This is a genomic window from Achromobacter sp. D10, assembly GCF_035282245.1.
GTDB classification, from domain to species: domain Bacteria; phylum Pseudomonadota; class Gammaproteobacteria; order Burkholderiales; family Burkholderiaceae_B; genus Achromobacter; species Achromobacter insolitus.
The window spans coordinates 1,113,031-1,133,170 of sequence record NZ_JAYJLE010000001.1 but is presented as its reverse complement, the minus strand read 5'-3'; the positions used below and the strand labels follow the sequence as shown (position 1 = coordinate 1,133,170).

21 protein-coding genes are annotated in these 20,140 nt (G+C 66.2%); 11 read left to right on the top strand and 10 right to left on the bottom strand.

What is annotated here, in order from left to right:
- Nucleotides 1-16: 16 nt before the first annotated feature.
- From VCS63_RS05460 to ubiE, 6 genes are all read right to left on the bottom strand, one after another.
- Entirely contained in the window at nt 17-505 is a 489-nt protein-coding gene (locus tag VCS63_RS05460; protein WP_063960437.1) for an adenylyltransferase/cytidyltransferase family protein, read from the bottom strand.
- A 22-nt stretch (nt 506-527) separates the two neighbouring features.
- Entirely contained in the window at nt 528-1,406 is an 879-nt protein-coding gene (locus tag VCS63_RS05455) for a ferritin (protein WP_042795491.1), read from the bottom strand.
- Nucleotides 1,407-1,591: 185 nt separating this feature from the next.
- Entirely contained in the window at nt 1,592-3,145 is a 1,554-nt protein-coding gene (gene ubiB, locus VCS63_RS05450) for a ubiquinone biosynthesis regulatory protein kinase UbiB (RefSeq protein ID WP_042795492.1), read from the bottom strand.
- A 3-nt stretch (nt 3,146-3,148) separates the two neighbouring features.
- Nucleotides 3,149-3,787 carry a ubiquinone biosynthesis accessory factor UbiJ gene (locus VCS63_RS05445; protein ID WP_042795493.1) on the bottom strand — a complete coding sequence of 213 codons (639 nt, stop codon included), beginning with the start codon at nt 3,785-3,787 and terminating at the stop codon, nt 3,149-3,151.
- A gap of 185 nt (nt 3,788-3,972) precedes the next feature.
- Nucleotides 3,973-4,983: a Tim44 domain-containing protein gene (locus VCS63_RS05440; RefSeq protein ID WP_063639350.1), complete on the bottom strand. Its 1,011-nt coding sequence runs from the start codon at nt 4,981-4,983 to the stop codon at nt 3,973-3,975.
- A 177-nt stretch (nt 4,984-5,160) separates the two neighbouring features.
- Nucleotides 5,161-5,937, bottom strand: coding sequence for a bifunctional demethylmenaquinone methyltransferase/2-methoxy-6-polyprenyl-1,4-benzoquinol methylase UbiE (gene ubiE / locus VCS63_RS05435; RefSeq protein ID WP_042795495.1), 777 nt, complete (start codon nt 5,935-5,937; stop codon nt 5,161-5,163).
- A gap of 161 nt (nt 5,938-6,098) precedes the next feature.
- On the opposite strand from ubiE, the gene phoB reads away from it, so the two are divergent.
- The 6 genes from phoB to serA all read left to right on the top strand — a co-directional run bounded on the left by phoB (nt 6,099) and on the right by serA (nt 12,156).
- Complete coding sequence (gene phoB / locus VCS63_RS05430) at nt 6,099-6,797, top strand: phosphate regulon transcriptional regulator PhoB (RefSeq protein WP_006227196.1); 699 nt, start codon at nt 6,099-6,101, stop codon at nt 6,795-6,797.
- A gap of 12 nt (nt 6,798-6,809) precedes the next feature.
- Complete coding sequence (gene phoR, locus VCS63_RS05425) at nt 6,810-8,147, top strand: phosphate regulon sensor histidine kinase PhoR (RefSeq protein WP_063639349.1); 1,338 nt, start codon at nt 6,810-6,812, stop codon at nt 8,145-8,147.
- Nucleotides 8,148-8,182: 35 nt separating this feature from the next.
- Nucleotides 8,183-8,857, top strand: a complete 675-nt coding sequence (locus VCS63_RS05420) for a heavy metal response regulator transcription factor (RefSeq protein WP_042795496.1) — start codon at nt 8,183-8,185, stop codon at nt 8,855-8,857.
- Nucleotides 8,854-10,254 carry a heavy metal sensor histidine kinase gene (locus tag VCS63_RS05415; RefSeq protein ID WP_323878793.1) on the top strand — a complete coding sequence of 467 codons (1,401 nt, stop codon included), beginning with the start codon at nt 8,854-8,856 and terminating at the stop codon, nt 10,252-10,254. Before VCS63_RS05420 ends, VCS63_RS05415 begins: the two co-directional genes overlap by 4 nt.
- Before the next feature lie 74 nt (nt 10,255-10,328).
- Nucleotides 10,329-10,787 carry a DUF411 domain-containing protein gene (locus VCS63_RS05410; RefSeq protein WP_042795498.1) on the top strand — a complete coding sequence of 153 codons (459 nt, stop codon included), beginning with the start codon at nt 10,329-10,331 and terminating at the stop codon, nt 10,785-10,787.
- Between the two features lie 169 nt (nt 10,788-10,956).
- The gene (gene serA / locus VCS63_RS05405; RefSeq protein ID WP_063639348.1) at nt 10,957-12,156 is read left to right on the top strand and encodes a phosphoglycerate dehydrogenase; all 1,200 of its coding nucleotides are present in this window, start codon (nt 10,957-10,959) and stop codon (nt 12,154-12,156) included.
- 52 nt (nt 12,157-12,208) lie between these two features.
- Here the strand turns inward: serA and VCS63_RS05400 are convergent, their stop codons facing one another.
- Nucleotides 12,209-13,075, bottom strand: a complete 867-nt coding sequence (locus VCS63_RS05400; RefSeq protein ID WP_323878789.1) for a LysR family transcriptional regulator — start codon at nt 13,073-13,075, stop codon at nt 12,209-12,211.
- 149 nt (nt 13,076-13,224) lie between these two features.
- Between VCS63_RS05400 and VCS63_RS05395 the strand changes: the two genes are divergently transcribed.
- From VCS63_RS05395 to VCS63_RS05380, 4 genes are read left to right on the top strand one after another with little or no spacing between them, the layout of a single operon-like run.
- Nucleotides 13,225-13,656 carry a VOC family protein gene (locus VCS63_RS05395; RefSeq protein ID WP_006386852.1) on the top strand — a complete coding sequence of 144 codons (432 nt, stop codon included), beginning with the start codon at nt 13,225-13,227 and terminating at the stop codon, nt 13,654-13,656.
- Between the two features lie 24 nt (nt 13,657-13,680).
- Nucleotides 13,681-14,412 (top strand): 5-oxoprolinase subunit PxpB, encoded by a 732-nt coding sequence (gene pxpB / locus VCS63_RS05390; protein WP_063639347.1) that lies wholly within the window; start codon nt 13,681-13,683, stop codon nt 14,410-14,412.
- On the top strand, nt 14,409-15,404 hold the full coding sequence (locus VCS63_RS05385) for a biotin-dependent carboxyltransferase family protein (RefSeq protein WP_238913054.1): 996 nt from the start codon (nt 14,409-14,411) through the stop codon (nt 15,402-15,404). The genes pxpB and VCS63_RS05385 overlap by 4 nt, the downstream gene beginning before the upstream one ends.
- A 13-nt stretch (nt 15,405-15,417) precedes the next feature.
- The gene (locus tag VCS63_RS05380) at nt 15,418-16,185 is read left to right on the top strand and encodes a LamB/YcsF family protein (RefSeq protein ID WP_301881277.1); all 768 of its coding nucleotides are present in this window, start codon (nt 15,418-15,420) and stop codon (nt 16,183-16,185) included.
- A 21-nt stretch (nt 16,186-16,206) separates the two neighbouring features.
- On the opposite strand, the gene VCS63_RS05375 is transcribed toward VCS63_RS05380, so the two are convergent.
- Entirely contained in the window at nt 16,207-16,908 is a 702-nt protein-coding gene (locus VCS63_RS05375) for a GntR family transcriptional regulator (protein WP_042795502.1), read from the bottom strand.
- A gap of 110 nt (nt 16,909-17,018) precedes the next feature.
- Nucleotides 17,019-17,657: a trimeric intracellular cation channel family protein gene (locus VCS63_RS05370; protein WP_042795503.1), complete on the bottom strand. Its 639-nt coding sequence runs from the start codon at nt 17,655-17,657 to the stop codon at nt 17,019-17,021.
- A gap of 222 nt (nt 17,658-17,879) precedes the next feature.
- On the opposite strand from VCS63_RS05370, the gene VCS63_RS05365 reads away from it, so the two are divergent.
- A complete protein-coding gene (locus VCS63_RS05365; RefSeq protein ID WP_042795504.1) occupies nt 17,880-18,749 on the top strand; it encodes a universal stress protein in 870 nt (289 codons plus the stop codon).
- 57 nt (nt 18,750-18,806) lie between these two features.
- Here VCS63_RS05365 and VCS63_RS05360 read toward each other — a convergent pair whose 3' ends face one another.
- Nucleotides 18,807-20,111: a muropeptide transporter gene (locus VCS63_RS05360; RefSeq protein WP_076817201.1), complete on the bottom strand. Its 1,305-nt coding sequence runs from the start codon at nt 20,109-20,111 to the stop codon at nt 18,807-18,809.
- Nucleotides 20,112-20,140: the final 29 nt, after the last annotated feature.

Here is a 20,140-nt window from a genome sequence, read left to right as displayed (position 1 = left end):
GCTGGGGCCCCCAGCCTTACTGGTTCTGGATTTTCTTCACGAGCGCGGTAGTGGAGCGCTCGAACTCGAATGGAATTGCCACCGCGCGGCCGCCCCAGGTCTTGACCAGGGCGGTCTCGGGCAGCTTTTCCATGTCGTAATCGCCGCCCTTGACGATCAGGTCGGGCCTGAGCTGCCCGATCAGGGCCTCGGGCGTGTCTTCATGAAAGGACGTGACCACGGTCACGAAACCCAGCGCGGCCAGCAAGGCGGCGCGGTCTTCCATGCGGTTGAGCGGGCGCTCCGCGCCCTTGCCCAGGCGGCGCACCGACTCGTCGGTGTTCACCGCCACGATCAGGGTCGCGCCCAGCTGGGCGGCCTGATCGAGGTAGGTTGCATGGCCCCGGTGCAGGATGTCGAAGACGCCGTTGGTAAACACCAGCGGCCGCGGAAAACGGCCGGCGGCGACAGCGGCGACGCATTCGTCGCGGGACAGGACCTTGGATTCGAAACGGGCGGCAGGCATGCGGCGATTGTATCGCCCCGGCTCAGGCGCCGCCCAGGATGATCTGCTTTTCCTTCGGCACGATCAGGGCCGTCATTTCCTTGCGGTAACGGTTCAGGTCCTTCACGGTTTCGAAGCTGCGATCCATCAGCTTGGACAGGATATGCAGGATGCGGGTCGCGACCTTCTGCTCCCACACGCCGTCAAAACGGATCTGCGTGTCCAGCCAGTGCTCCAGCCAGCCCGGTTCCGGCAGGCGCGACTGCACCGTATCGTTGGGGAACAGTTCCTTGTTCACGTGCAGGTTGGTCGGGTGCAGGGCCTGCTGCGTACGGCCGGCAGAAGCCATCAGCACGCCGATCTTGGAGAAAGCCAGGCGGGCCTGCTCGCTTGTGTCCTGGCCGCGGTCATGCAGCGCGCGGCGCATGTACTGCAGATAAGCGCCAGCATGGCGGGCCTCGTCCTGGGCCACCGTCTTGTAAATGGCCTTGATGACGGGTTCCGTATGCCATTCGGCGGCGCGGCGATACCAGTGGTTCAGGCGGACCTCGCCGCAGAAATGCAGCATCAGGGTTTCCAGTTCAGGCGCGGCATCGAACTCGAAGCGCACGTTGTGCAGTTCTTCCTCGGTGGGCACCAGGTCCGGCCGGAAGCGGCGCAGGTACTCGATCAGCACCAGCGAATGCTTCTGCTCTTCAAAGAACCAAACCGACATGAACGCGCAGAAATCGCTGTCGCCGCGATTGTCGCGCAGGAACATTTCGGTAGCCGGCAAGGCTGCCCATTCCGTGATTGCGTTCATTTTGATCGTGTGGGCCTGCTCGTCCGAGAGCTTGCTGCGATCGAAATCCCCCCAGGGAATGTCATGCGCCATGTTCCAGCGCACGGCTTCCATGGTCTTGAAGAGTTCAGGATAAAGCATGGTCTGCCCTTGTATTTGTCCCGCTAGTGGGGCTATTGATATAGAAATTAATGAATGGCGCGCGCGTTGCCGGCAGGAGCGCTGCATTCATCCACCGCAGCGCTATTTTTCGCCGTGTACCGCGAAGCTATGATGACCGTTTCATGAATGAAACATGACAGATACCGTCTAGATCATCGCGCCGCCTATCGGGTCAAGGCCCATATCGCGACCCCGATGGCAACGGCCGCCACCCCAACCAGCGCTGCAACCAGCCGGTTGTTCTGCTCCTGCGCCCTCCGCAACTGGATCATCTCGGCCAACAGGGCGGGCGAGACGTTGGGACGGCTCAGGTGGTCATGGACCAGCCTGGGCAAAGCGGGCAGCATCTGCGACCACTGCGCCGCCTCTTTTTCCAGGCTTTGCCGCAAACCCTTGAATCCGACGCGCTGGCGCATCCAGCGTTCCAGGTAGGGCTTGGCGGTCTTCCAGAGATCCAGGTTGGGATCGAGCTGGCGGCCCAATCCCTCGACGTTCAGCAAGGTCTTCTGCAACAGGACCAGCTGCGGCTGGATCTCGACGTTGAACCGGCGCGAGGTCTGGAACAGGCGCAAGAGCACCTGCCCCAGCGAGATTTCGGACAACGGCCGGTCAAAGTACGGTTCGCAGACTGCGCGCACGGCGCCTTCCAATTCTTCTTCGCGCGTATCGGGAGGCACCCAGCCCGACTCGATGTGCAATTGCGCCACGCGGCGATAGTCGCGGTGGAAAAAGGCCAGGAAGTTCTGCGCCAGGTAATTCTTGTCGAACTCGGACAACGAACCCACGATGCCGAAGTCCAGGGCGATGTAGCTGCCCAGCGTTTCCGGGCGGTCGGATACGTAGATGTTGCCCGGGTGCATGTCGGCGTGGAAAAAGCCGTCGGTAAAGACCTGCGTGAAAAAGATCTCCACGCCGGTGCGCGCCAGGGTGGGGATGTCTATGCCGGCCTCGCGCATCCGGTCCACCTGGCCCACCGGCATGCCGTACATGCGTTGCATGGTGAACACCGTCGAGGCCGTGTATTCCCAGATCACCTCGGGCACGATCAGCATGTCGCCGCGGCCGGACTCGGGGCCAAAGTTGCGGCGCAACTGGCTGCAGTTGGACGCTTCGCGCACCAGGTCCAGCTCGTCGTGCAGGTACTTGTCGAACTCCGCCACGACTTCACGGGGCTTGAGTCGGCGGCCGTCGGCGCCCAGGCGCTCGATGATGCGCGCCACCACCTTCAAGAGCGACAGGTCCTTCTCGATGATGCTGAGCATGCCCGGGCGCAGCACCTTCACCGCGACTTCGCGGCCATCGTGCAGCACGGCGAAGTGCACCTGGGCGATCGAGGCCGAAGCCACCGGGTCCACTTCGAATTGCGCGAACAGCTTTTCGGGCGGCGCGCCAAGCGCCGCTTCGATGCAGGCCGCCGCCTGTGCCGAGGGGAACGGCGGCACGCGATCCTGCAAAAGGGCCAATTCGTCGGCGATGTCAGCCGGGATCAGGTCGCGGCGGGTGGACAACACCTGCCCGAACTTCACGAAAATCGGGCCCAGCGATTCCAGCGCCAGGCGCAGACGCAAGCCACGCGGCTTGCGCGGGCGCGTGCCAAGCCGGATGACGCGCAGCAGGCAGGTCGCCAGCGGATGGTTCAAGCTGGAGAGCACCAGTTCGTCCAGGCCGTAGCGCAGCGAAACCAGAATGATGCGAAAGAGGCGCAGCAAGGGGAACATGAATCAGGCGCCCCGCTTTGCGCTGGCCGATGCCAGACGGGTTTGCAAGGCCGCCGCCGAACGGGCCAGCGCATCGGCGCGGGCGTTCAGTTCGGCCAGGTCCAGGCGCCATTGTTCCAGCGCCGGACGGCTCGCCAGCATGCCGCTTTCTTCGGACAGATATTCCGACACGTTCTCGGCCAGGCGCAGCCCTGCCGTGCGCGCGCCGCCAGCGGCCGCGCGCGCGCCCCCCACCAGGCGCAGCGCCGCGATGTCGCCGACCACCCGGGCCAGCGCGTCTTCAGGATCCCAGCGCAGCTGCTTGGACAGGTCGGCCACCACTTGCGCCAATGCCGCGTCGCCCGAAATATGGGTCGCTTCGGCGAAATCGGGTTGCTCGCGGTCCGCCCCTAGGCGCGGCAGCGGCAGCTTTTCAGGGGCGACCGTCAAAGTCACGTCCGGTACCACGGCCGCATCGGCCTGGGCCGCCAGGCCTTCGCTATCTATGGTCAGGCCCAGGCTGAACCCGCCGAGCGCGAAGCGCACGGTTTTGCCGGCATGCCGGGCCAGCCGGTCGCGCGCCCAATCCTCACGCCGCAACAGGGCGTTGAGCGCGCTTACAGCCAGTCGCGAGGGGGTGGGCAGGAACGGAAAAGGCAGCATGGCGGTCCGCAACAGCCCCGGTTTCCGGGGTTGCCGAAGTTAATGGGTAAATCGGGAGTGTAACGGGTTGGATGGATGGGTGTTTTGCGCAAGCACATGGAAAAACCGGCCCTGTGAGGGCCGGTTCAAACAGATGCCTGGCGGCATCCGCAACGGAGGCGGGAATCGGACCCGGCCGGTCAGGCTCAGCTGGCGAGATCCACCGGGATCTGCTGGATGCCTGCGAGCAGCCAACCGCCATTGGCCGGCTTGAACAGATTCCAGACTTCCTCGAAGCGGAACGCTTCGGTGCCGGGGGCTTCGCGCAGCATGCCGGAGAAGCGCACGCTGGCGAGGTGGCCGTCGGAAACGGTTTCGATGCCCAGCATCTCGGCGTTCAGCAGGACCACTTCGGTCTTGTTGGGCGCCGCGCCGCGCTCGGCCAGCTGCGGCTTGAGCTCGGTGATCAGGTCGTCGGTCAGGAATTCGCGCAGGCCTTCGGTGCTGCCGCTGTCCCAAACGGCCTGGATGCGCACGAATTGCTCCTTGGCCTGCTTCAGGAAGTTGGGCGTGTCGAAGTCACCCGGCACGAACCAGTTATTGTCGTCGCCCATCTTGGGCAGCGCAGCCGGCGCGGCGGCAGCGGCGGCAACCGGAGCGGCGGCCGGAGCAGCCGGAGCCGGCTTCAGCGATTCGCGCCACATCGGTTGCTGTTGCTGCTGCTGGCCCGAGGCGTTGTTGCCGCCGAACGCGCCTTGGGTGGCGGTGCGCGGACCAGCGCCGCGCAGACGGCGGACGATGAACATGATGGCGAAAACGACCAGGCCGATCAGCAGCGCCGACGACAGGAATTCGGCGAAAGCGCCCGACAGGCCCATGCTGGAGAGCAGCGCGGCAATACCCAGGCCGGCGGCGATGCCGGCGATGGGGCCGAGCCAGCGCGAAGCGCCGCTCTTGGCGGCGGCGCCCGCGGTCGCGGCGCCAGCCGTGGCAGCGCCGGCGGCGGCCGGTGCAGCGGTGGCGCCAGCGGTGTTGTTGGCAGCGGCCGGAGGCGTGGTCGCCTGGCGTTGCTGGGTCACATTGGAGGATTGTCGGCCAACGCTGCTGCCACCGCCGGCACGGCGGGCTTCAGCGTCAAACGACGCCGTCACCAGTGCCGCGCCGGAAACGGCGATCAGCGCCGCGGCGACAAACCGCGAAAGACAGAATTTGGACATAGGTTTGCTCCCTCGTACTCGCGCCCCTGCCGCCCCGAGCAGCAGGAAGTCCCACGGACCGCGGGACCTTCGTCGCGACTTTTCTTACATTAATCTGAATACCGTAAGAATAACGGACAAGACGCCGCCCCACAAGTTCCCGCAGGGGCAGCAAAATGTCCGGATGGCTGGCGCGGATCAGCCCAGTTTCACGCCTTCATGCAGGGCGGCGATGCCGGCCGTCAGGTTGAAGTACTGGACCCGCTCCAGTCCGGCCGTGCGCAGCATGTCGGCCAGGGTTTCCTGGTCGGGGTGCATGCGGATGGATTCCGCCAGATAACGGTAGCTGGCCTCGTCCTTGGCAACCTTCTTGCCCAGCCAGGGCAGCACATTGAACGAATACCAGTCGTACGCGGGCGCCAGCGGCTTGGCCACGCGCGAGAATTCCAGCACCAGCAGCTTGCCGCCCGGCTTCAATACCCGGGTCATCTCGGCCAGGGCACGGTCCTTGTGGGTCATGTTGCGCAGGCCGAAGGCCACGCTGACGCGGTCGAAATAGCCCGAAGGGAATGGCAGGCGCTCGGCATCGCACACGGCGGCGGGAACCAGCAGGCCGGCATCCGTCAGGCGGTCGCGGCCCACGCGCAGCATGGAATCATTGATGTCGGTCAGCCAGACCTCGCCCGTGGGGCCGGCGCGCTTGGCGAAAGCCTTGGCCAGATCCCCCGTGCCACCGGCGATGTCCAGCACTTTCATGCCGGGTCGGATGGCGGCGCGGCCGATGGTGAAAGCCTTCCAGACGCGGTGCAGCCCGGCCGACATGAAATCGTTCATGATGTCGTAGCGCTGGGCGACCGAATGGAAGACTTCGGCGACTTTGCGGGCCTTTTCGCTTTCCGGCACCGTCTGGAAGCCAAAATGGGTGGATTGCGAGGCGGAATCCGCGGAATGTTGCGATTCGGAGGGGTTTTGCATGGTGAATTCCCGATATATCGTTCAATGGTAGCCTATCGGGCTCCCTCGCGAGGCTGGGCGACGCCTGCTATGGCGCCTGGCGGTCACATACCTGAAATATTGCGGCCATACTATCGCAATGTTCGCGCCGCGCCGGCGCTCAGAAGTGTGCCCAATCTGCCATGTCCAGCACCATTCTCGTCGTCGAAGACGAACCCGCCATCCAGGAACTGATCGCCGTCAACCTGTCTTTCGCCGGACATAAGGTGCTGCGCGCCTTCGACGCCGACCAGGCCCAGACGCTGATCCGCGCCGAGCTTCCCGACCTGATCCTGCTTGACTGGATGCTGCCCGGCACGTCCGGCCTGGCCATGGCGCGCAAGCTGCGCAACGACGAGCGTACCCGCGCCGTTCCCGTCATCATGCTGACCGCCAAAGGCTCCGAGCAGGACAAAGTGGACGGCCTGGAAGCCGGCGCCGACGACTACATCACCAAGCCGTTCTCCCCCAAGGAACTGATGGCGCGCATCAAGGCCGTGCTGCGGCGCCGCGCGCCCCAGCTGACCGACGACGTGATCGACGTGGGCGGGCTGAAGCTGGATCCGGTGACGCATCGCCTGTCCGGCAATAGCCAGTCGCTGCAGATCGGCCCCACCGAGTTCCGCCTCCTGCATTTCTTCATGACCCACCCCGAACGCGTGTTTTCGCGTTCGCAGTTGCTGGACCAGGTCTGGGGCGACCACGTCTTCGTGGAAGAGCGCACGGTCGACGTGCATATCCGCCGCCTGCGCAAGGCGCTGGAACCCAGCGGCCACGATGCACACGTGGAAACGGTCCGCGGCAGCGGCTACCGGTTTACGGCCCAGCTCCCCACGCGGTAAAACTCCCGCACGATGATCTGGCTGCGCACCCTAGTCCTGGTCGCCCTGTGGGCGGCCGCCGCATTGCTGGCCCAATGGCTCATAGGAGATCCGGCGGGCTGGATACTGTTCTCGATCGCCATTTCCGGCATGCTGCTCTGGCGCAGCTGGCGCCTGCACCTGGTGTCCCATTGGGCCAACCATCCGGAGACTTCGCCCCCCGCGTCGGTCGGGCCCTGGGACGACATCCTTGCCCCGCTGTACCGCTACACCCGCGCCCGCGCCCGCGAACTGAACGAAACCCAGAACACCATGCAGGGCATGCTGGCCGCCGCCCAGGCGCTGCCGGACGGGGCGGTGACCCTGAACGAGGATTTCCAGATCGACTGGTGCAACCGCATGGCTCGCCAGCATCTTGGCCTGCGGCTGCCGGCCGACCGCGGCCACAACCTGCTGAACCTGCTGCGCGCGCCTGAATTCGTGGAATACGCGCACCGCCAGTCCTGGCCCGAACCCATCCTCGTGCGTCTTGGGCAGCAAGGCCAGGAACGGCTGATGATGATGCAGCTGACCGCCTATGCCAGCAATCAGCGCCTGCTGATCACGCGCGACGTCACCCAGATCGAACGCCTGGAAACCACCCGCCGCGATTTCGTCGCCAACGTTTCGCACGAACTGCGCACGCCGCTGACGGTATTGGCGGGCTTCCTGGAGACGCTGCGCGACATGCCCGCCGACGCGCTGCCCGCTGAACAGCGCGAGCAATACATAGACATGATGCACGAGCAGGCGCAGCGCATGCAGGCCATCGTCGAAGACCTGCTGACCCTGTCCACCCTCGAATCCTCGCCGGGCAGCGATCCGCGCGCCGTCAACATGGGCGCGTTGCTGCAGAAGGCGCGCCAGCAGATCGAGGCGCTCTCGGGCGGCCGCCACGTGCTGGAATGGCACGTCGACGAGACCCTGGACGTGCTGGGCGCCGAAACCGAGTTGACCTCCGCCCTGTCCAACCTGCTGACCAACGCCGTGCGCTACACGCCCGATGGCGGCACCATCACCGTGCGCTGGGAGCGCGAGGACGACGGCGGCGCGCGCTACAGCGTGCAGGACACCGGCATCGGCATCCCGGCTCGCCACCTGCCCCGCCTGACCGAGCGCTTCTACCGCGTGGACCGCGGGCGCTCGCGCGCCGTAGGCGGCACGGGCCTGGGGCTGGCGATCACCAAGCACATCGCCATGCGCCACGACGCCGAACTGCTGATCACCAGCGAACCCGGCAAGGGCAGCGTGTTCGCCCTGCGCTTCCCGCCCGATCGCGTGGCCATCGACAGCACGCCGCTGGGCCGGGCGCCTTTCAGCCCGGCACATTGAGCCCCACGCCGGGCGTGGATGGTAAATTTCCCGCCATGCGCATCCTGGTAATCGAAGACGAACCCAAACTGGCCGACTACCTCAAGAAGGGGCTGTCGGAACAAAGCCACGTCGTGGACCTGGCGCGCGACGGCGTGGACGGCCTGCATCTGGCGCTGGAAGGCGTCTATGACCTGATCGTGCTGGACGTGATGCTGCCGGGCGTGGACGGCTTTGGCGTGCTGGCCGCGGTGCGCGAACAGAAAGACACTCCCATCCTGATGCTGACCGCGCGCGACGCGGTCGAGGACCGCGTGCGCGGGCTGGAAGGCGGCGCCGACGATTACCTGGTCAAGCCCTTCGCCTTTTCGGAACTGCTGGCGCGGGTGCAGGCGCTGCTGCGCCGCGGTCGCTCGCAAGAGCCCACGCTGCTGCGCCTGGCCGACCTGGAGCTGGACCTGGCCCGCCGGCGCGCCCAACGCGGCGGCCGCCGCCTGGACCTGACCGCCAAAGAGTTCAATCTATTGGCCTTGCTGCTGCGCCGCCAGGGCCAGGTGCTGTCACGCACCACGCTGGCCGAGCAGGTCTGGGACATGAATTTCGACAGCGACACCAACGTCATCGACGTAGCGGTGCGGCGGCTGCGCAGCAAACTGGACGACCCCTACGACACCAAATTGCTGCATACGGTGCGCGGAATGGGCTACGTGCTGGAATCCCGTCCCGCATGAAGCCCTTGCGCGTGCGCTCCATGCAGGCGCGGCTGACCCTGCTGCTGGGAGCCATCGCGCTGCTGGTGTCCAGCCTGGCGGGAGCCACGCTGTTCTGGGCGCTCAAGCGCGAAGTAGAGCGTCAGGAAATCACCGAGGTCAGCGGCAAGCTGGAACTGATCGACCACCTGATAGACATGCAGAACAGCGCGCGCGGCCTGCAGGACCTGGCCGCCACCTTCGATGAAATGCGCGCTGGCGAAGGCCAGCTCGGCATCTGGATCGTGGATGCGCAGGGACATGCCGTGTATGGCGGCCCGCCGCCGGAAACGCTGGAAACAGAAGACGGCAGGCAGGTCGTGCTGCAGACCGCCGATGGCGGCCGCATGCGCGGATTGCGGGTGGCCATGAATGACCGCATCCTGCCCGGCGCCGCGTTGACGGTGGCCGTCAGCACGCGCACCAGTTCGCAGTTCCTGTACGCCTACGGCACCGCGCTGGTGTTGATCTGCGCGTTGTGGGTGGGCGCCACGGTAGTGCTGGCGGCGTGGGCGGTGCGCCGTAGCATGGCGCCGGCGCGCCGGCTGTCAGAACAGGCGGCCGGCATCCAGCCCGACAACCTGGCGCGGCGCCTGCCGCTGGAAGATACCGACCGTGAATTGCACGAGCTGGTGCGGTCGTTCAACCGCACGCTGGAACGCCTGCAGGCCGCTTACCAGCAGATGGAAGGCTTTAATGCCGACGTGGCGCATGAACTGCGCACGCCGCTGGCCACGCTGATCAATGGCACGCAAGTCATGCTGTCGTCGCCGCGCGATGCGGCTGAATTGCGCGACGCTCTGGAATCCAACCTCGAAGAACTGGAAGACCTGAAGACGCTGGTCAACGACATGCTGTTCCTGGCCCGCGCCGACCGCGGCGAGCGGGCGGTGGACCTGGCGACGGTTTCGCTGGCCGCCGAAGCGCGGCGCGTGGCCGAATATTACGAAGCCACGTTGGAAGAAAGCGGCGTGCACTTGCGCTGCATGGGCGACGCCACCGTGGCCGCCAATGCTGGCCTGGTGAGACGCGCGCTGGCCAACCTGATCTCCAACGCCATCAAGGCCACGCCTCGCGGCGGCGAAATCGTCTTGGCCTGCTCGGCCTCGCCGGCGGGCGCCCGGGTCGAAGTGCGCAACCCCGGCCCGCCCATCCCGTCCGCCGACCTGCCCCGCATCTTCGACCGCTTCTTCCGTGCCAGCCAGGCGCGCGCGCCACGCAGCGAAGGCCATGGCCTGGGCCTGGCGATCGTACGCGCCATCGCGCGCATGCATGGCGGCGAGGTGGACGCGGCCTCGGGCGCGCACGGCACCGTGGTCGGCATCACGCTGCGCGCGCCGGAAGGCCATGCATCGGCCGAGATCATTACAAAAACGTAATGTGCAAGACAGAATCGGGTCACCCCGGTTCTTCTACAGTACGCTGGGATCCACTATTTCCGTTACGGAGCATCATGAACCTTCCCCGTCTCACGCGCCGCCTGGCTCTTGCCGCTGCCCTGTGCGCACCCGCCTTCGCCACCGCCCAGACGCCCGTCAAGGTCGAGGTCTGGAAGACCCCGACCTGCGGCTGCTGTGAAGATTGGGTCAAGCACATGCGCGACAACGGCTTCGCCGTCACCACCCACGACGTCCAGGACACTGGCCCCATCCGCCGCAACGCCGGCATGGCCAACTACGGCTCCTGCCACACCGCGGCCGTCGAAGGCTACGCGATCGAGGGCCATGTGCCCGCCAGCGACGTGCGCCGCCTGCTGCTGGAAAAGCCCGACGCCGCGGGCCTGGCCGCGCCCGGCATGCCGCTCGGCTCTCCCGGCATGGACGGCCCCGAATATGGCGGCCGCAAGACGCCGCACGACGTGGTCCTGGTGGACAAGCAAGGCGGCGCCAAGGTCTTCCAGGCTTATCGATAGCGCGCAATCCTCAACGTCCCATCCGGGCATCGTTCCTCCACGGACGATGCCCGATCCATTTGGACGCTTGAAACAATTCATCCACACCGCCTCAATGGCTACTCCTTGCACTGCAGCAAAAATGGGCCACAATCAATAAAACGGATTCCTCACCCACCCCCAGGCAGTCATGGCACAAATCGTCCTGTTCGAGAACATCCACCCGAGCGCCCGCGCTGTTTTTGAAGCCGCCGGCTACTCCGACATCGTCACGCATGCGGCCGCCTTGCCGGCGTCGCAACTGAGCGAAGCCCTGCGCGGCGCTCAGGTGGCGGGGATTCGTTCTCGCACGCACCTGGATGCCGCCCTGCTTTCCGGCAACCCCGACCTGCGCGTCGTAGGGTGCTTCTGCATCGGCACCAACCAGGTCGACCTGGACGCCGCCATGCAGCGCGGCATCCCGGTGTTCAACGCGCCGTTCTCGAACACCCGCTCGGTCGCCGAACTGGTTCTGGGCGAAGCCATCCTGCTGCTGCGCCGCATTCCTGAAAAAAATGCCCGCGTGCATCTGGGCCACTGGGACAAGAGCGCCGCGGGCGCCTTCGAGACCCGCGGCAAGACCTTGGGCATCGTGGGCTACGGCAATATCGGCTCGCAGATCAGCACGCTTGCCGAAGGACTGGGCATGCGCGTGGTCTACCACGACGTCGAAGCCAAGCTCCCGCTGGGCAATGCCCGGCCGGCCGCCACGCTGAACGACCTGCTGGAACAGGCCGATGTGGTGACCCTGCACGTGCCGGGCGGCAAGTCCACCCAAAACATCATGAACGCGGAAACCATCGGGCGCATGCGCCGCGGCGCCATCCTCATCAACGCCTCGCGCGGAACGGTGGTGGATATCGACGCGCTGCACGCGGCGCTGAAGTCCGGCCATCTGGCAGGAGCCGCGCTGGACGTGTTCCCGACCGAGCCCAAGGGCGCGGACGAGCCGCTGGCCAGCCCGCTGATCGGCCTGCCCAACGTGATCCTGACCCCGCACATCGGCGGCAGCACGCAGGAATCGCAAGAGAACATCGGCCGCGAAGTGGCCGAGAAACTGGTGCGCTTCCTGCAGGCCGGCACCACCAAGGGCGCGGTCAATTTCCCCGAACTTCCCTACCTGGAACCGGCCGGCGGCACGCGCATCCTGCACGTCCACCGCAACGCGCCGGGCGCGCTGGGCACGCTGGACAACCTGATGGCGCAGCACGGCCTGAACATCGTCAGCCAGACCCTGCAGACCCGCGGCCAGATCGGCTACGTGATCACCGACGTGGAAGGTGAAGTGAACGACGTGGTGATGTCCACGCTGCGCAGCCACCCCATTACGGTCCGCTGCGACCGCCTGTAAGACACGCTGTCGCGATACCACCGCGGGCGCTCTCAGGGGCGCCCGCGCCGCTTCAAGGCACCGCGGCCGCCGCCGCCAGGCATTCCGCCATTTTTTCGTGCACGCTGCCCGCATCGAAAGGCAGGCGCCCGATAAGCCCTATCTCGCGGTGGAAGGCCGCCTCGCCCAGCGGCAGGAGCCGCAGGCCCGACGTATCCAACCGCCGCAATTGCGGCAACAGCGCCACCCCCAATCCCAGTCTCACCATATTGGCGATGGCGTCGATCTCGTCCAGTTCCACGGCTTCGCGCACCGTAATGCGCTGTTTCTTCAGGAACAGGTCCACCACGCGCCCGCCGAACGAGGCGCGGTCGTAGCGGATGAAGGGTTGTTCCGCCAGCAGCTCGCGCCAGGGCGCGACCGGCATGGATTCGGGTATTGCCAGCATCACGGGCTCGCGCAGCAGAGGCTGCCAGCCAAGCTCGGGCGGCAGTGCAAAAGGCGGTTTGATCAGCATGGCCATGTCCACCTCGCCCGCGTCCACCTGACCCAGCAGCGCCAGCGACACGCCAGGCACGATACGCACGCGTACGTCCGGGTAGACCGCGCGGAACCCGCCCAACGCGCGCGCCAGCAGGTCCTGCTGCACAGACGCAATAGCGCCGATGCGCAGCAACCCGCTGACGTGGCCCGGCCCGCCGGCAGTGACCATGCGCTCGGCCATGGCAACCAGCTCTTCGGCCTGCGGCAGCACTTCGCGGCCATGGGCGTTGAGCACGGCGGCGCGCGCGCTGCGGTCGAACAGCGGCCCGCCCAGGTAGTCTTCCAACCGCCGGATCTGGGCGCTGACCGCGGACTGGGTCAATCCGAGCCGTGTGCCGGCGCCGGTAAAGGTGCCGTCGCGCGCCACGGCGATGAAGGTCTTAAACTCTTTGATCACAATCAAATTTTTCGATGCTAAGTAGCAAAAAATATCGTTTTCCAATCAAAAAAACAATACCTAAACTATGCATCGATGCTAGGCCATCCGATCTTGCGACGGCCCGCAATCTGATTGATCATTTTCCTTTGCCTGACCCGGAGCCTTCCATGACCGCTCAAACCAACCTGCCGCCGTTCCACCTCGCCTTCCCGGTCCGCGACCTGGCCGAAGCCCGCGCCTTCTATGGCGAAAAGCTGGGCTGTCCGGAGGGCCGCAGCTCGCCCGAATGGATCGACTTCAACTTCTACGGCCACCAGATCGTCGCCCACCTGGCGCCCAGCGAATGCGGCCACAAGGCCACCAGCGCCGTGGATTCGCACAATGTGCCGGTGCGCCATTTCGGCGCCGTGCTTTCCATGGAACAATGGGAAGCAATGGCGAAGCGGCTGACCGACGCCGGCACCGAATTCGTCATCGAGCCCTACATCCGCTTCAAGGGTGAAGTGGGCGAACAAGCCACCATGTTTTTCCTGGATCCGTCGGGCAACGCGCTGGAATTCAAGGCGTTCAAGAATCTGGATTCCCTGTTCGCCAAGTAATCCGCTTCTACAGGTTTCGTGTCGTTGAACGCAATATCAGAACCTCCTTCTCCGGCCGAAACCACTTGGCGCATCCTGCCCCAGGGTGATCGCTGCCTGATCGTCTCCTTTGGCGACCAGATCGATGCCGCCGTGGGCAGGACCTGTCTGGCCGCGGCCAACAAGCTGCGCGACGCGCAGCTTGTTGGCGTGACCGACGTGGTGCCCTCGTTCGTTGCAGTGGCGGTGCACTACCGCCCCGGCGCCAGCGGCGGCCCCACCTATGCGCAACTGGCCGAACGCATCGGCGAGCTGCTGTCCGAAGGCATCGCCGCGGACGCGCTCGGCGGACGCGAGGTCGACATCCCGGTCTGTTACGGCGGCGAGCACGGCCCCGATCTGGCCGAAGTCGCCGAAGCCGCCGGCCTCACGCCCGAAGGCGTCATCCAGCTGCACAGCCAGCCGCGCAGCATGGTCTTCATGCTGGGGTTTGCGCCCGGCCACGCCTATCTGGGTGTGCACGACGAGAAACTGAATATCCCGCGCCGCGCCTCGCCGCGAACCGCGGTGCCCCGCGGCGCTGTGGCGGTAGCCAACCGCCAGACCGTGATCTACCCGAACCGGCTGCCCGGCGGATGGAACATCATCGGCGCCACGCCACTCAACATGTTCGATCCGGCCCGCGAACCCGCTGCCTTGCTGCAACCCGGCGACTCGGTCCGTTTCGTGCCCATCAGCCCCGAGGAATTCGACCGCATCCGGGAGGCCAGGCCATGAGCGTGACCGTTCTGAAGCCCGGCATGCTGTCCAGCTTCCAGGACCGCGGCCGCGAGGGCTACCAGCATCAGGGCATCCCGGCCGCGGGCGCCATGGACGAACGCGCGCACCGGCTGGCCAACGCGCTGGCCGGCAATCTGGACGAACACGCCACGCTTGAAATGACCCTGACCGGTCCGACCCTGCGCTTTGACGCGGCGACCTGTTTCGCGCTGGCCGGCGCCGACCTCGGCGCCACCCTCAATGGCCAGGACATCCCGATCCATCGTCCCCTGGTGGCGCGGGCCGGCGACACGCTGGCCTTCGGCGCCAAACCGGCCGCCGGCGTGCGCGCTTATCTTGCAGTGCACGGCGGCTTTGCGCTGCCGCGCGTCATGGGCAGCGAAAGCACCTATCTGCGCAGCGGTTTCGGCGGCTTCCAGGGACGCGCGCTGGCCAAGGGCGATCAGGTGCCGCTGCATGCTCCGCTCCCCCCGGACCGCGACCTGGACGCCCTGCAGGAAGCGCTGTGGAATCAGCGGGTCTATCTGCCGGCTTCTCTGGGGGCCAAGCGCCGCGAGCACATCCGCTTCCTGCCCGGCATGCATTGGGACGAATTCTCCGAGGCTACCCGCGAGGCCTTTGACGGCGGCGCGGAATTCCGCATCAGCCCGCAGTCCGACCGCATGGGCTACCGTCTGCTCGGCCCGGCGCTGTCCATGAGCCAGCCGCGCCAGATGCTATCGGAGGCCGCCTGCTTCGGCACCGTGCAGGTGCCTTCGGGCGGCGAGGCCATCATCCTCATGGCCGATCGCCAGACCACCGGCGGCTATCCCAAGATCGCGCAGGTCGCCTCGGTGGATTTGCCCGTCCTGGCGCAGTGCGCTCCCGGCCAGACCCTGCGCTTCCAGCTGATCGCGCTGGAAGACGCGCAGCGGCTAGACAGCGAGCGCGAACGCGCCTTCACGCAATTGCAGGACGCGCTGGCGCCATTGCGCGCGCTCCTCGCCTAGAAAGGAATTTGCCATGACCACCCGCATCGACATGAATTGCGACATGGGCGAAAGCTATGGCGCCTGGACCATGGGCAACGATGCGGCGGTGCTGCAGTTCGTCAGCTCCGCCAACATCGCCTGCGGCTTCCATGGCGGCGACCCCGCCACCATGCGCAAGACCGTGGCGGCCGCGCTGGCGCGCGGCGTGGCGCTGGGCGCCCATCCCAGCCTGCAGGATCTGGCTGGCTTCGGCCGCCGCGTCATCCAGATCAACCCTGACGAGGCCTACGACATCGTGGTCTATCAGATAGGCGCGCTGGCCGGCGTGGCCGCCTCGCAGGGCGCGCGCCTGCATCACGTCAAGGCGCATGGCGCGCTCTACAACATGGCTGCCAAGGACGAAGGCCTGGCGCGCGCGATCTGCCAGGCGGTCAAAGACGTGGACCCCTCGCTGATCCTGTACGGGCTGGCGGGCAGCAAACTGATCGACGCTGCCCGCGCCATCGGCCTGGCCGCCGCCAACGAAGTCTTTGCCGACCGCTCCTACCAGGACGACGGCTCGCTTACGCCGCGCTCGCGCGCGGGCGCGATGATTGAAGATTTGGATCAGGCGGTCGCGCAAGTGGTGCGCATGGTGCGCGAAGGCAAAGTGCGGTCGGTCGACGGCAAGGACGTGCCGGTCCAGGCGGACACACTCTGCATCCATGGCGACCAACCGAACGCGCTGCTCTTCGCGGATGGCATCCGCCGGGCGCTGGAACACGCGGGCATTGAAGTGCGCACGCCTCCGAGGGGCTAGCGTGCGCCGCCAGCGGCCGGCTCAGGCGCGGCCGTAGCGCGGCGCGGGCTCTTCTTCGTCCTGCAGCGAAGCGTAGCGGTACGCTTCCAGTACGCCCGGCAACACATCCGCCAGGTAGCTGCGCGTCATGCCGGCCGCGCGCTCGACATCGCGAACGGCCAGCGCCTCGATGACGCCGCGAGTGCAGACCTGGATCCCGGTGAACGGCATCGCCTGCCTGGCCAGCAGATAGCGCAGGGGCTCGATCTGTTCGTAAAGCTTGCTTAGCATGCTGGCCAGCGGGGTATTGCCCGTGCTGCGGGCCGCAGCCAGATAGAACTCGCACGCCGCCGCGATTGCGCCTTGCGCATCCCCCGCAGCCAACGCGGTCCCGATGGCTGCGTCGTGGCCACGCTGCTCGGCCAGCAAGGGCGTCAGGTCATCGACCTCCGCCGCCTGGCGCAGGCAATAGGATTCCAGCTCCGCGCGCAGCAGGTACAGATGGCGGATCTGCGCTTCGGTGTAGAGGGTGACACGGAAGCCCTTGCGCTGGATATGCGTGACCAGGCCGCTCAGTTCCAGCAGGCGCAGCGCCTCGCGGATCGGGCTGCGGCTGGTGCCGAAACGTTGCTCCAGTTCCTGCTCACGCAACGGCTGGCCGGGCCGGATCGTGCCGTCCACGATCAGTTCACGAATCTGTTCCTGTAGGAAATACGGAATCGTGGCGGGCGCTTTGACGTCCAATCGGCTCCCCTTGTACTGCGCGATGCATGGTATGAGACATGCTGAAGATACTAGAAATTTCTTGAAACATAAATAAGAAAATTGTTGCAGAGCGCCCTGCCGCCCTGCCTTCAGTCCCAATCGTCGCGGTACACGAACTTCGGCATCTGCCAGTTGAACCGCAGGGCCAGCAGGCGAACCGCCAGGCCCGCCGCCAGTGCGATCGGCACGGCGGCGTTGGCGGACAGCCCCAGGGCCTGCCCGCCCAGGTACAGGCCGCCTGTGACGAAGGACACGCTGGCGTAGAGTTCCTTGCGGAACAGCAGCGGCACCTCGTTGCACAACACGTCGCGCAGCACCCCGCCCGCGCAGCCAGTGATCATGCCGCTGATCAGCACCACCGTGACCGGCAGCTGCATCAGCTGCGCCACCTGGCAGCCGATGACGGTAAAGGCCACCAGGCCCAGCGCGTCGGCCAGCAGGAATAGGCTGCGCAGGCGCCGCATGACCGGTGCGATCAAGGCAGTGAAGATCGCGGCGCCGGCGGTCATCCAAAGATATTCGGGATGCACCACCCAGGTCAGGGGATAGTGCCCGAGCAGGACGTCCCGCAGCGAGCCGCCGCCCAGCGCCGTCACGCAGGCGATGATGCAGACCCCCATCCAGTCCATGTCGCGCCTGCCGGCCGAAAGCGCCGCGGTCATCGCTTCCGCCACGATGGCGACGAGATACAGCGTGTGCAGCAGAGCGGGCGACAGATCCGGGAACATGGGAAGGCGGGCAGTTGAACTGGCCCCATTGTATTAAGCCGGCGCCGCGGCGGGCGGCCATTGCCTGCGCGCGCGCCATCCCTTACCCTCGACTTTGCGTTGATATCTATCAAGTCCCCCTCCGCAAGGCCGCGGGACAATGGGGATGTGCCCGCGAGGGCGGAACGGCTGGAACGCACGCACGCGGGAGTCGGCGCTCTGGTCACAACCGGGAGAGAACGTATGACACAGCAAACTGGCCCCATCCTTCTAGCGACCGATCTGAGCGCGCGCGGCGACCGCGCCCTGGACCGCGCGCTGCAACTGGCCAAGGAACTCAATACCAAGCTCATCGTCCTGCATGTCATGGAATCCCATGCCACGCCGGCCCGCCTGACCACGCCCGTATGGCGACGCCTGTCGACGGACCACAAGGCCGTGGCCGAGCGCGAGCTGGCCGAAGACCTGGCGGCGGCCGACGTGCCGACAGAAGTCGTGGTGGTCAGCGGCGATCCGCTGGCCCGCATCATGGAAACCGCCGACAGCTACGGTTGTTCGCTGATCGTGACCGGCACCGCGCGCGATGAAACGCTGGGCCGCCTGCTGCTGGGAACCACGGTGGAAAAGCTGGCCCGCCAGGCGCGCCACCCCGTGCTGGTCGTCAAGACCCGCCCGCGCCGGCCGTACCGCGACGTTCTGGTTGCGACCGACTTCTCCGCGGGTTCGCGCCAGGCCCTGCGCGCCGCGCTGCAACTCGTGCCGAACGCGGACCTGACCCTGTTCCACTCCTACGACGTCCCATTCCAGGGCAAGAACGTGCCGGACGATGCGGTCACGCGCAACTTCTACAAGGCCGCGGAACAGAGCGCCCGCGAGTTCATCGCCGAAACGCCCGAACTGGCCCAGGTCCCCGCCCCCAAGGTGGTTCTGGAATGCGGGCAGCCGGAAACCGTGCTGTCGGAGTATTCGTTCAACCACCGTTCCGACCTGGTCGTGACCGGCACGCACGGTCGCACGGGCATCCTGCGCACCGCCATCGGCAGCGTCGCCGAACGCCTGCTGGAATCGCTGCCCAGCGACGTGCTGATCGTCAGGCTGCTCGGCGAGGAATAATCCCTTGCGGGCATGAAAAACGGCGCCTCGGCGCCGTTTTTTTATGGGATCCGCATCCTAGGCTTCGTCGCCCTGCTTCTCCATGGTTTCTATCGTGCCCCGCAACAAGTGCAGCAGCACCAGGCCGGGCAGCGCGATCACTACGGTCAACAGGAAGAAACCGGGCCAGCCCATGGCATTGACCAGCGGCGGCGTGAGCGGGCCGGCCAGATACGTGCGGCCCACGGCCGACAACGCCGACAGCAGGGCGAACTGGGTGGCCGAGAACCGCTGGCGGCATAGCGCCATCAACAGGCCGACAAAGGACGCCGTGCCCAGGCCGCCACACAGGTTTTCTATGCCCACCCCTGCCGCCATCAGCCAAAGATTCTTGGGGCTGACGGCGATCAGCCAATACGCCAGGTTCGACACCGCTTGCAGCAGCCCGAATGCCATCAGCGACCGGTACAGGCCCCAGCGCGACATGATCGATCCGCCGGCCAGCGCGCCGACAATGGTGGCGGCCAGTCCCAGCACCTTGTTCACCGTACCCACTTCCGTCGGCGTGAAGCCCGCGCCGCGGATCAGGAATGTAGTGGACAAGGCGCCCGCGAACGCATCGCCCAGCTTGTACAGCACGATCAGCAGCAGCACGGCCAACGCGCCACGCCGGGTGAAGAATTCGCGCAATGGCTCGCCCACGGCCTCGCGCAACGTGCGCGGCGGATTGGCGACGTTCTCGGGCTCGGGCGCCCAGAACGTGGCCAGCGTGCATAACAGCATCAGCCCGCCCATCAGCACGTAGGTATTGCCCCAGCCTATCCATTGGTCCGCGAGGATCAGCGCCAGCCCGCCGGACACGATCATCGCCAGCCGGTAGCCCATGACCTTGATGGCCGCGCCCGCGCCGCGCTCCTCCTTGCGCAGCACGTCCGTGCAATACGCGTCGAAAGCGATGTCCTGCGTGGCCGACAGAAAGGCCACCAGCACGGCCAGCAGCGCCAGGGTCTGCAACGCAGACGACGGCGACAATGCGCCCATGACCATGATGGCCACGGCCAGCAGCAACTGGGTCAGCAGCATCCAGCCGCGGCGCCGGCCCAGCAACGGCGGCGCATAGCGGTCCACCAGCGGGGCCCAGAGAAACTTGAGGGTATAGGCGCTGCCCACCAGGGTCAGGAAACCGATCTGCTGCAGCGGTACGTTTTCCACCGTGGCCCAGGCCTGCAAGGTCCCGCTGGTCAGGGCCAGCGGCAATCCGCTGGCAAAGCCCAGGACCAGCAAAGGGGCCACGCGGGGGCTGGTATAGACGTTGGATGCAACGGTAATGACGGTCTCCTGAAACACGCCGGCGCGCCGCTGGCGGCCACAGGCTTGCGGCATTTTAGGGCCTACCGGCCCGCGCTGCAGAC

Coding starts and splice junctions, on each gene's coding strand:
- VCS63_RS05440 (WP_063639350.1), bottom strand. CDS start 4,983: ATGTCCAAATTCTGTCTTTCGCGGTTTGTCGCCGCGGCGCTGATCGCC.
- VCS63_RS05420 (WP_042795496.1), top strand. CDS start 8,183: ATGCGCATCCTGGTAATCGAAGACGAACCCAAACTGGCCGACTACCTC.
- phoR (WP_063639349.1), top strand. CDS start 6,810: ATGATCTGGCTGCGCACCCTAGTCCTGGTCGCCCTGTGGGCGGCCGCC.
- VCS63_RS05415 (WP_323878793.1), top strand. CDS start 8,854: ATGAAGCCCTTGCGCGTGCGCTCCATGCAGGCGCGGCTGACCCTGCTG.
- VCS63_RS05360 (WP_076817201.1), bottom strand. CDS start 20,111: ATGCCGCAAGCCTGTGGCCGCCAGCGGCGCGCCGGCGTGTTTCAGGAG.
- VCS63_RS05455 (WP_042795491.1), bottom strand. CDS start 1,406: ATGCTTTATCCTGAACTCTTCAAGACCATGGAAGCCGTGCGCTGGAAC.
- VCS63_RS05410 (WP_042795498.1), top strand. CDS start 10,329: ATGAACCTTCCCCGTCTCACGCGCCGCCTGGCTCTTGCCGCTGCCCTG.
- serA (WP_063639348.1), top strand. CDS start 10,957: ATGGCACAAATCGTCCTGTTCGAGAACATCCACCCGAGCGCCCGCGCT.
- VCS63_RS05395 (WP_006386852.1), top strand. CDS start 13,225: ATGACCGCTCAAACCAACCTGCCGCCGTTCCACCTCGCCTTCCCGGTC.
- VCS63_RS05445 (WP_042795493.1), bottom strand. CDS start 3,787: ATGCTGCCTTTTCCGTTCCTGCCCACCCCCTCGCGACTGGCTGTAAGC.
- VCS63_RS05385 (WP_238913054.1), top strand. CDS start 14,409: ATGAGCGTGACCGTTCTGAAGCCCGGCATGCTGTCCAGCTTCCAGGAC.
- ubiB (WP_042795492.1), bottom strand. CDS start 3,145: ATGTTCCCCTTGCTGCGCCTCTTTCGCATCATTCTGGTTTCGCTGCGC.
- VCS63_RS05365 (WP_042795504.1), top strand. CDS start 17,880: ATGACACAGCAAACTGGCCCCATCCTTCTAGCGACCGATCTGAGCGCG.
- ubiE (WP_042795495.1), bottom strand. CDS start 5,937: ATGCAAAACCCCTCCGAATCGCAACATTCCGCGGATTCCGCCTCGCAA.
- VCS63_RS05380 (WP_301881277.1), top strand. CDS start 15,418: ATGACCACCCGCATCGACATGAATTGCGACATGGGCGAAAGCTATGGC.
- VCS63_RS05460 (WP_063960437.1), bottom strand. CDS start 505: ATGCCTGCCGCCCGTTTCGAATCCAAGGTCCTGTCCCGCGACGAATGC.
- phoB (WP_006227196.1), top strand. CDS start 6,099: ATGTCCAGCACCATTCTCGTCGTCGAAGACGAACCCGCCATCCAGGAA.
- VCS63_RS05370 (WP_042795503.1), bottom strand. CDS start 17,657: ATGTTCCCGGATCTGTCGCCCGCTCTGCTGCACACGCTGTATCTCGTC.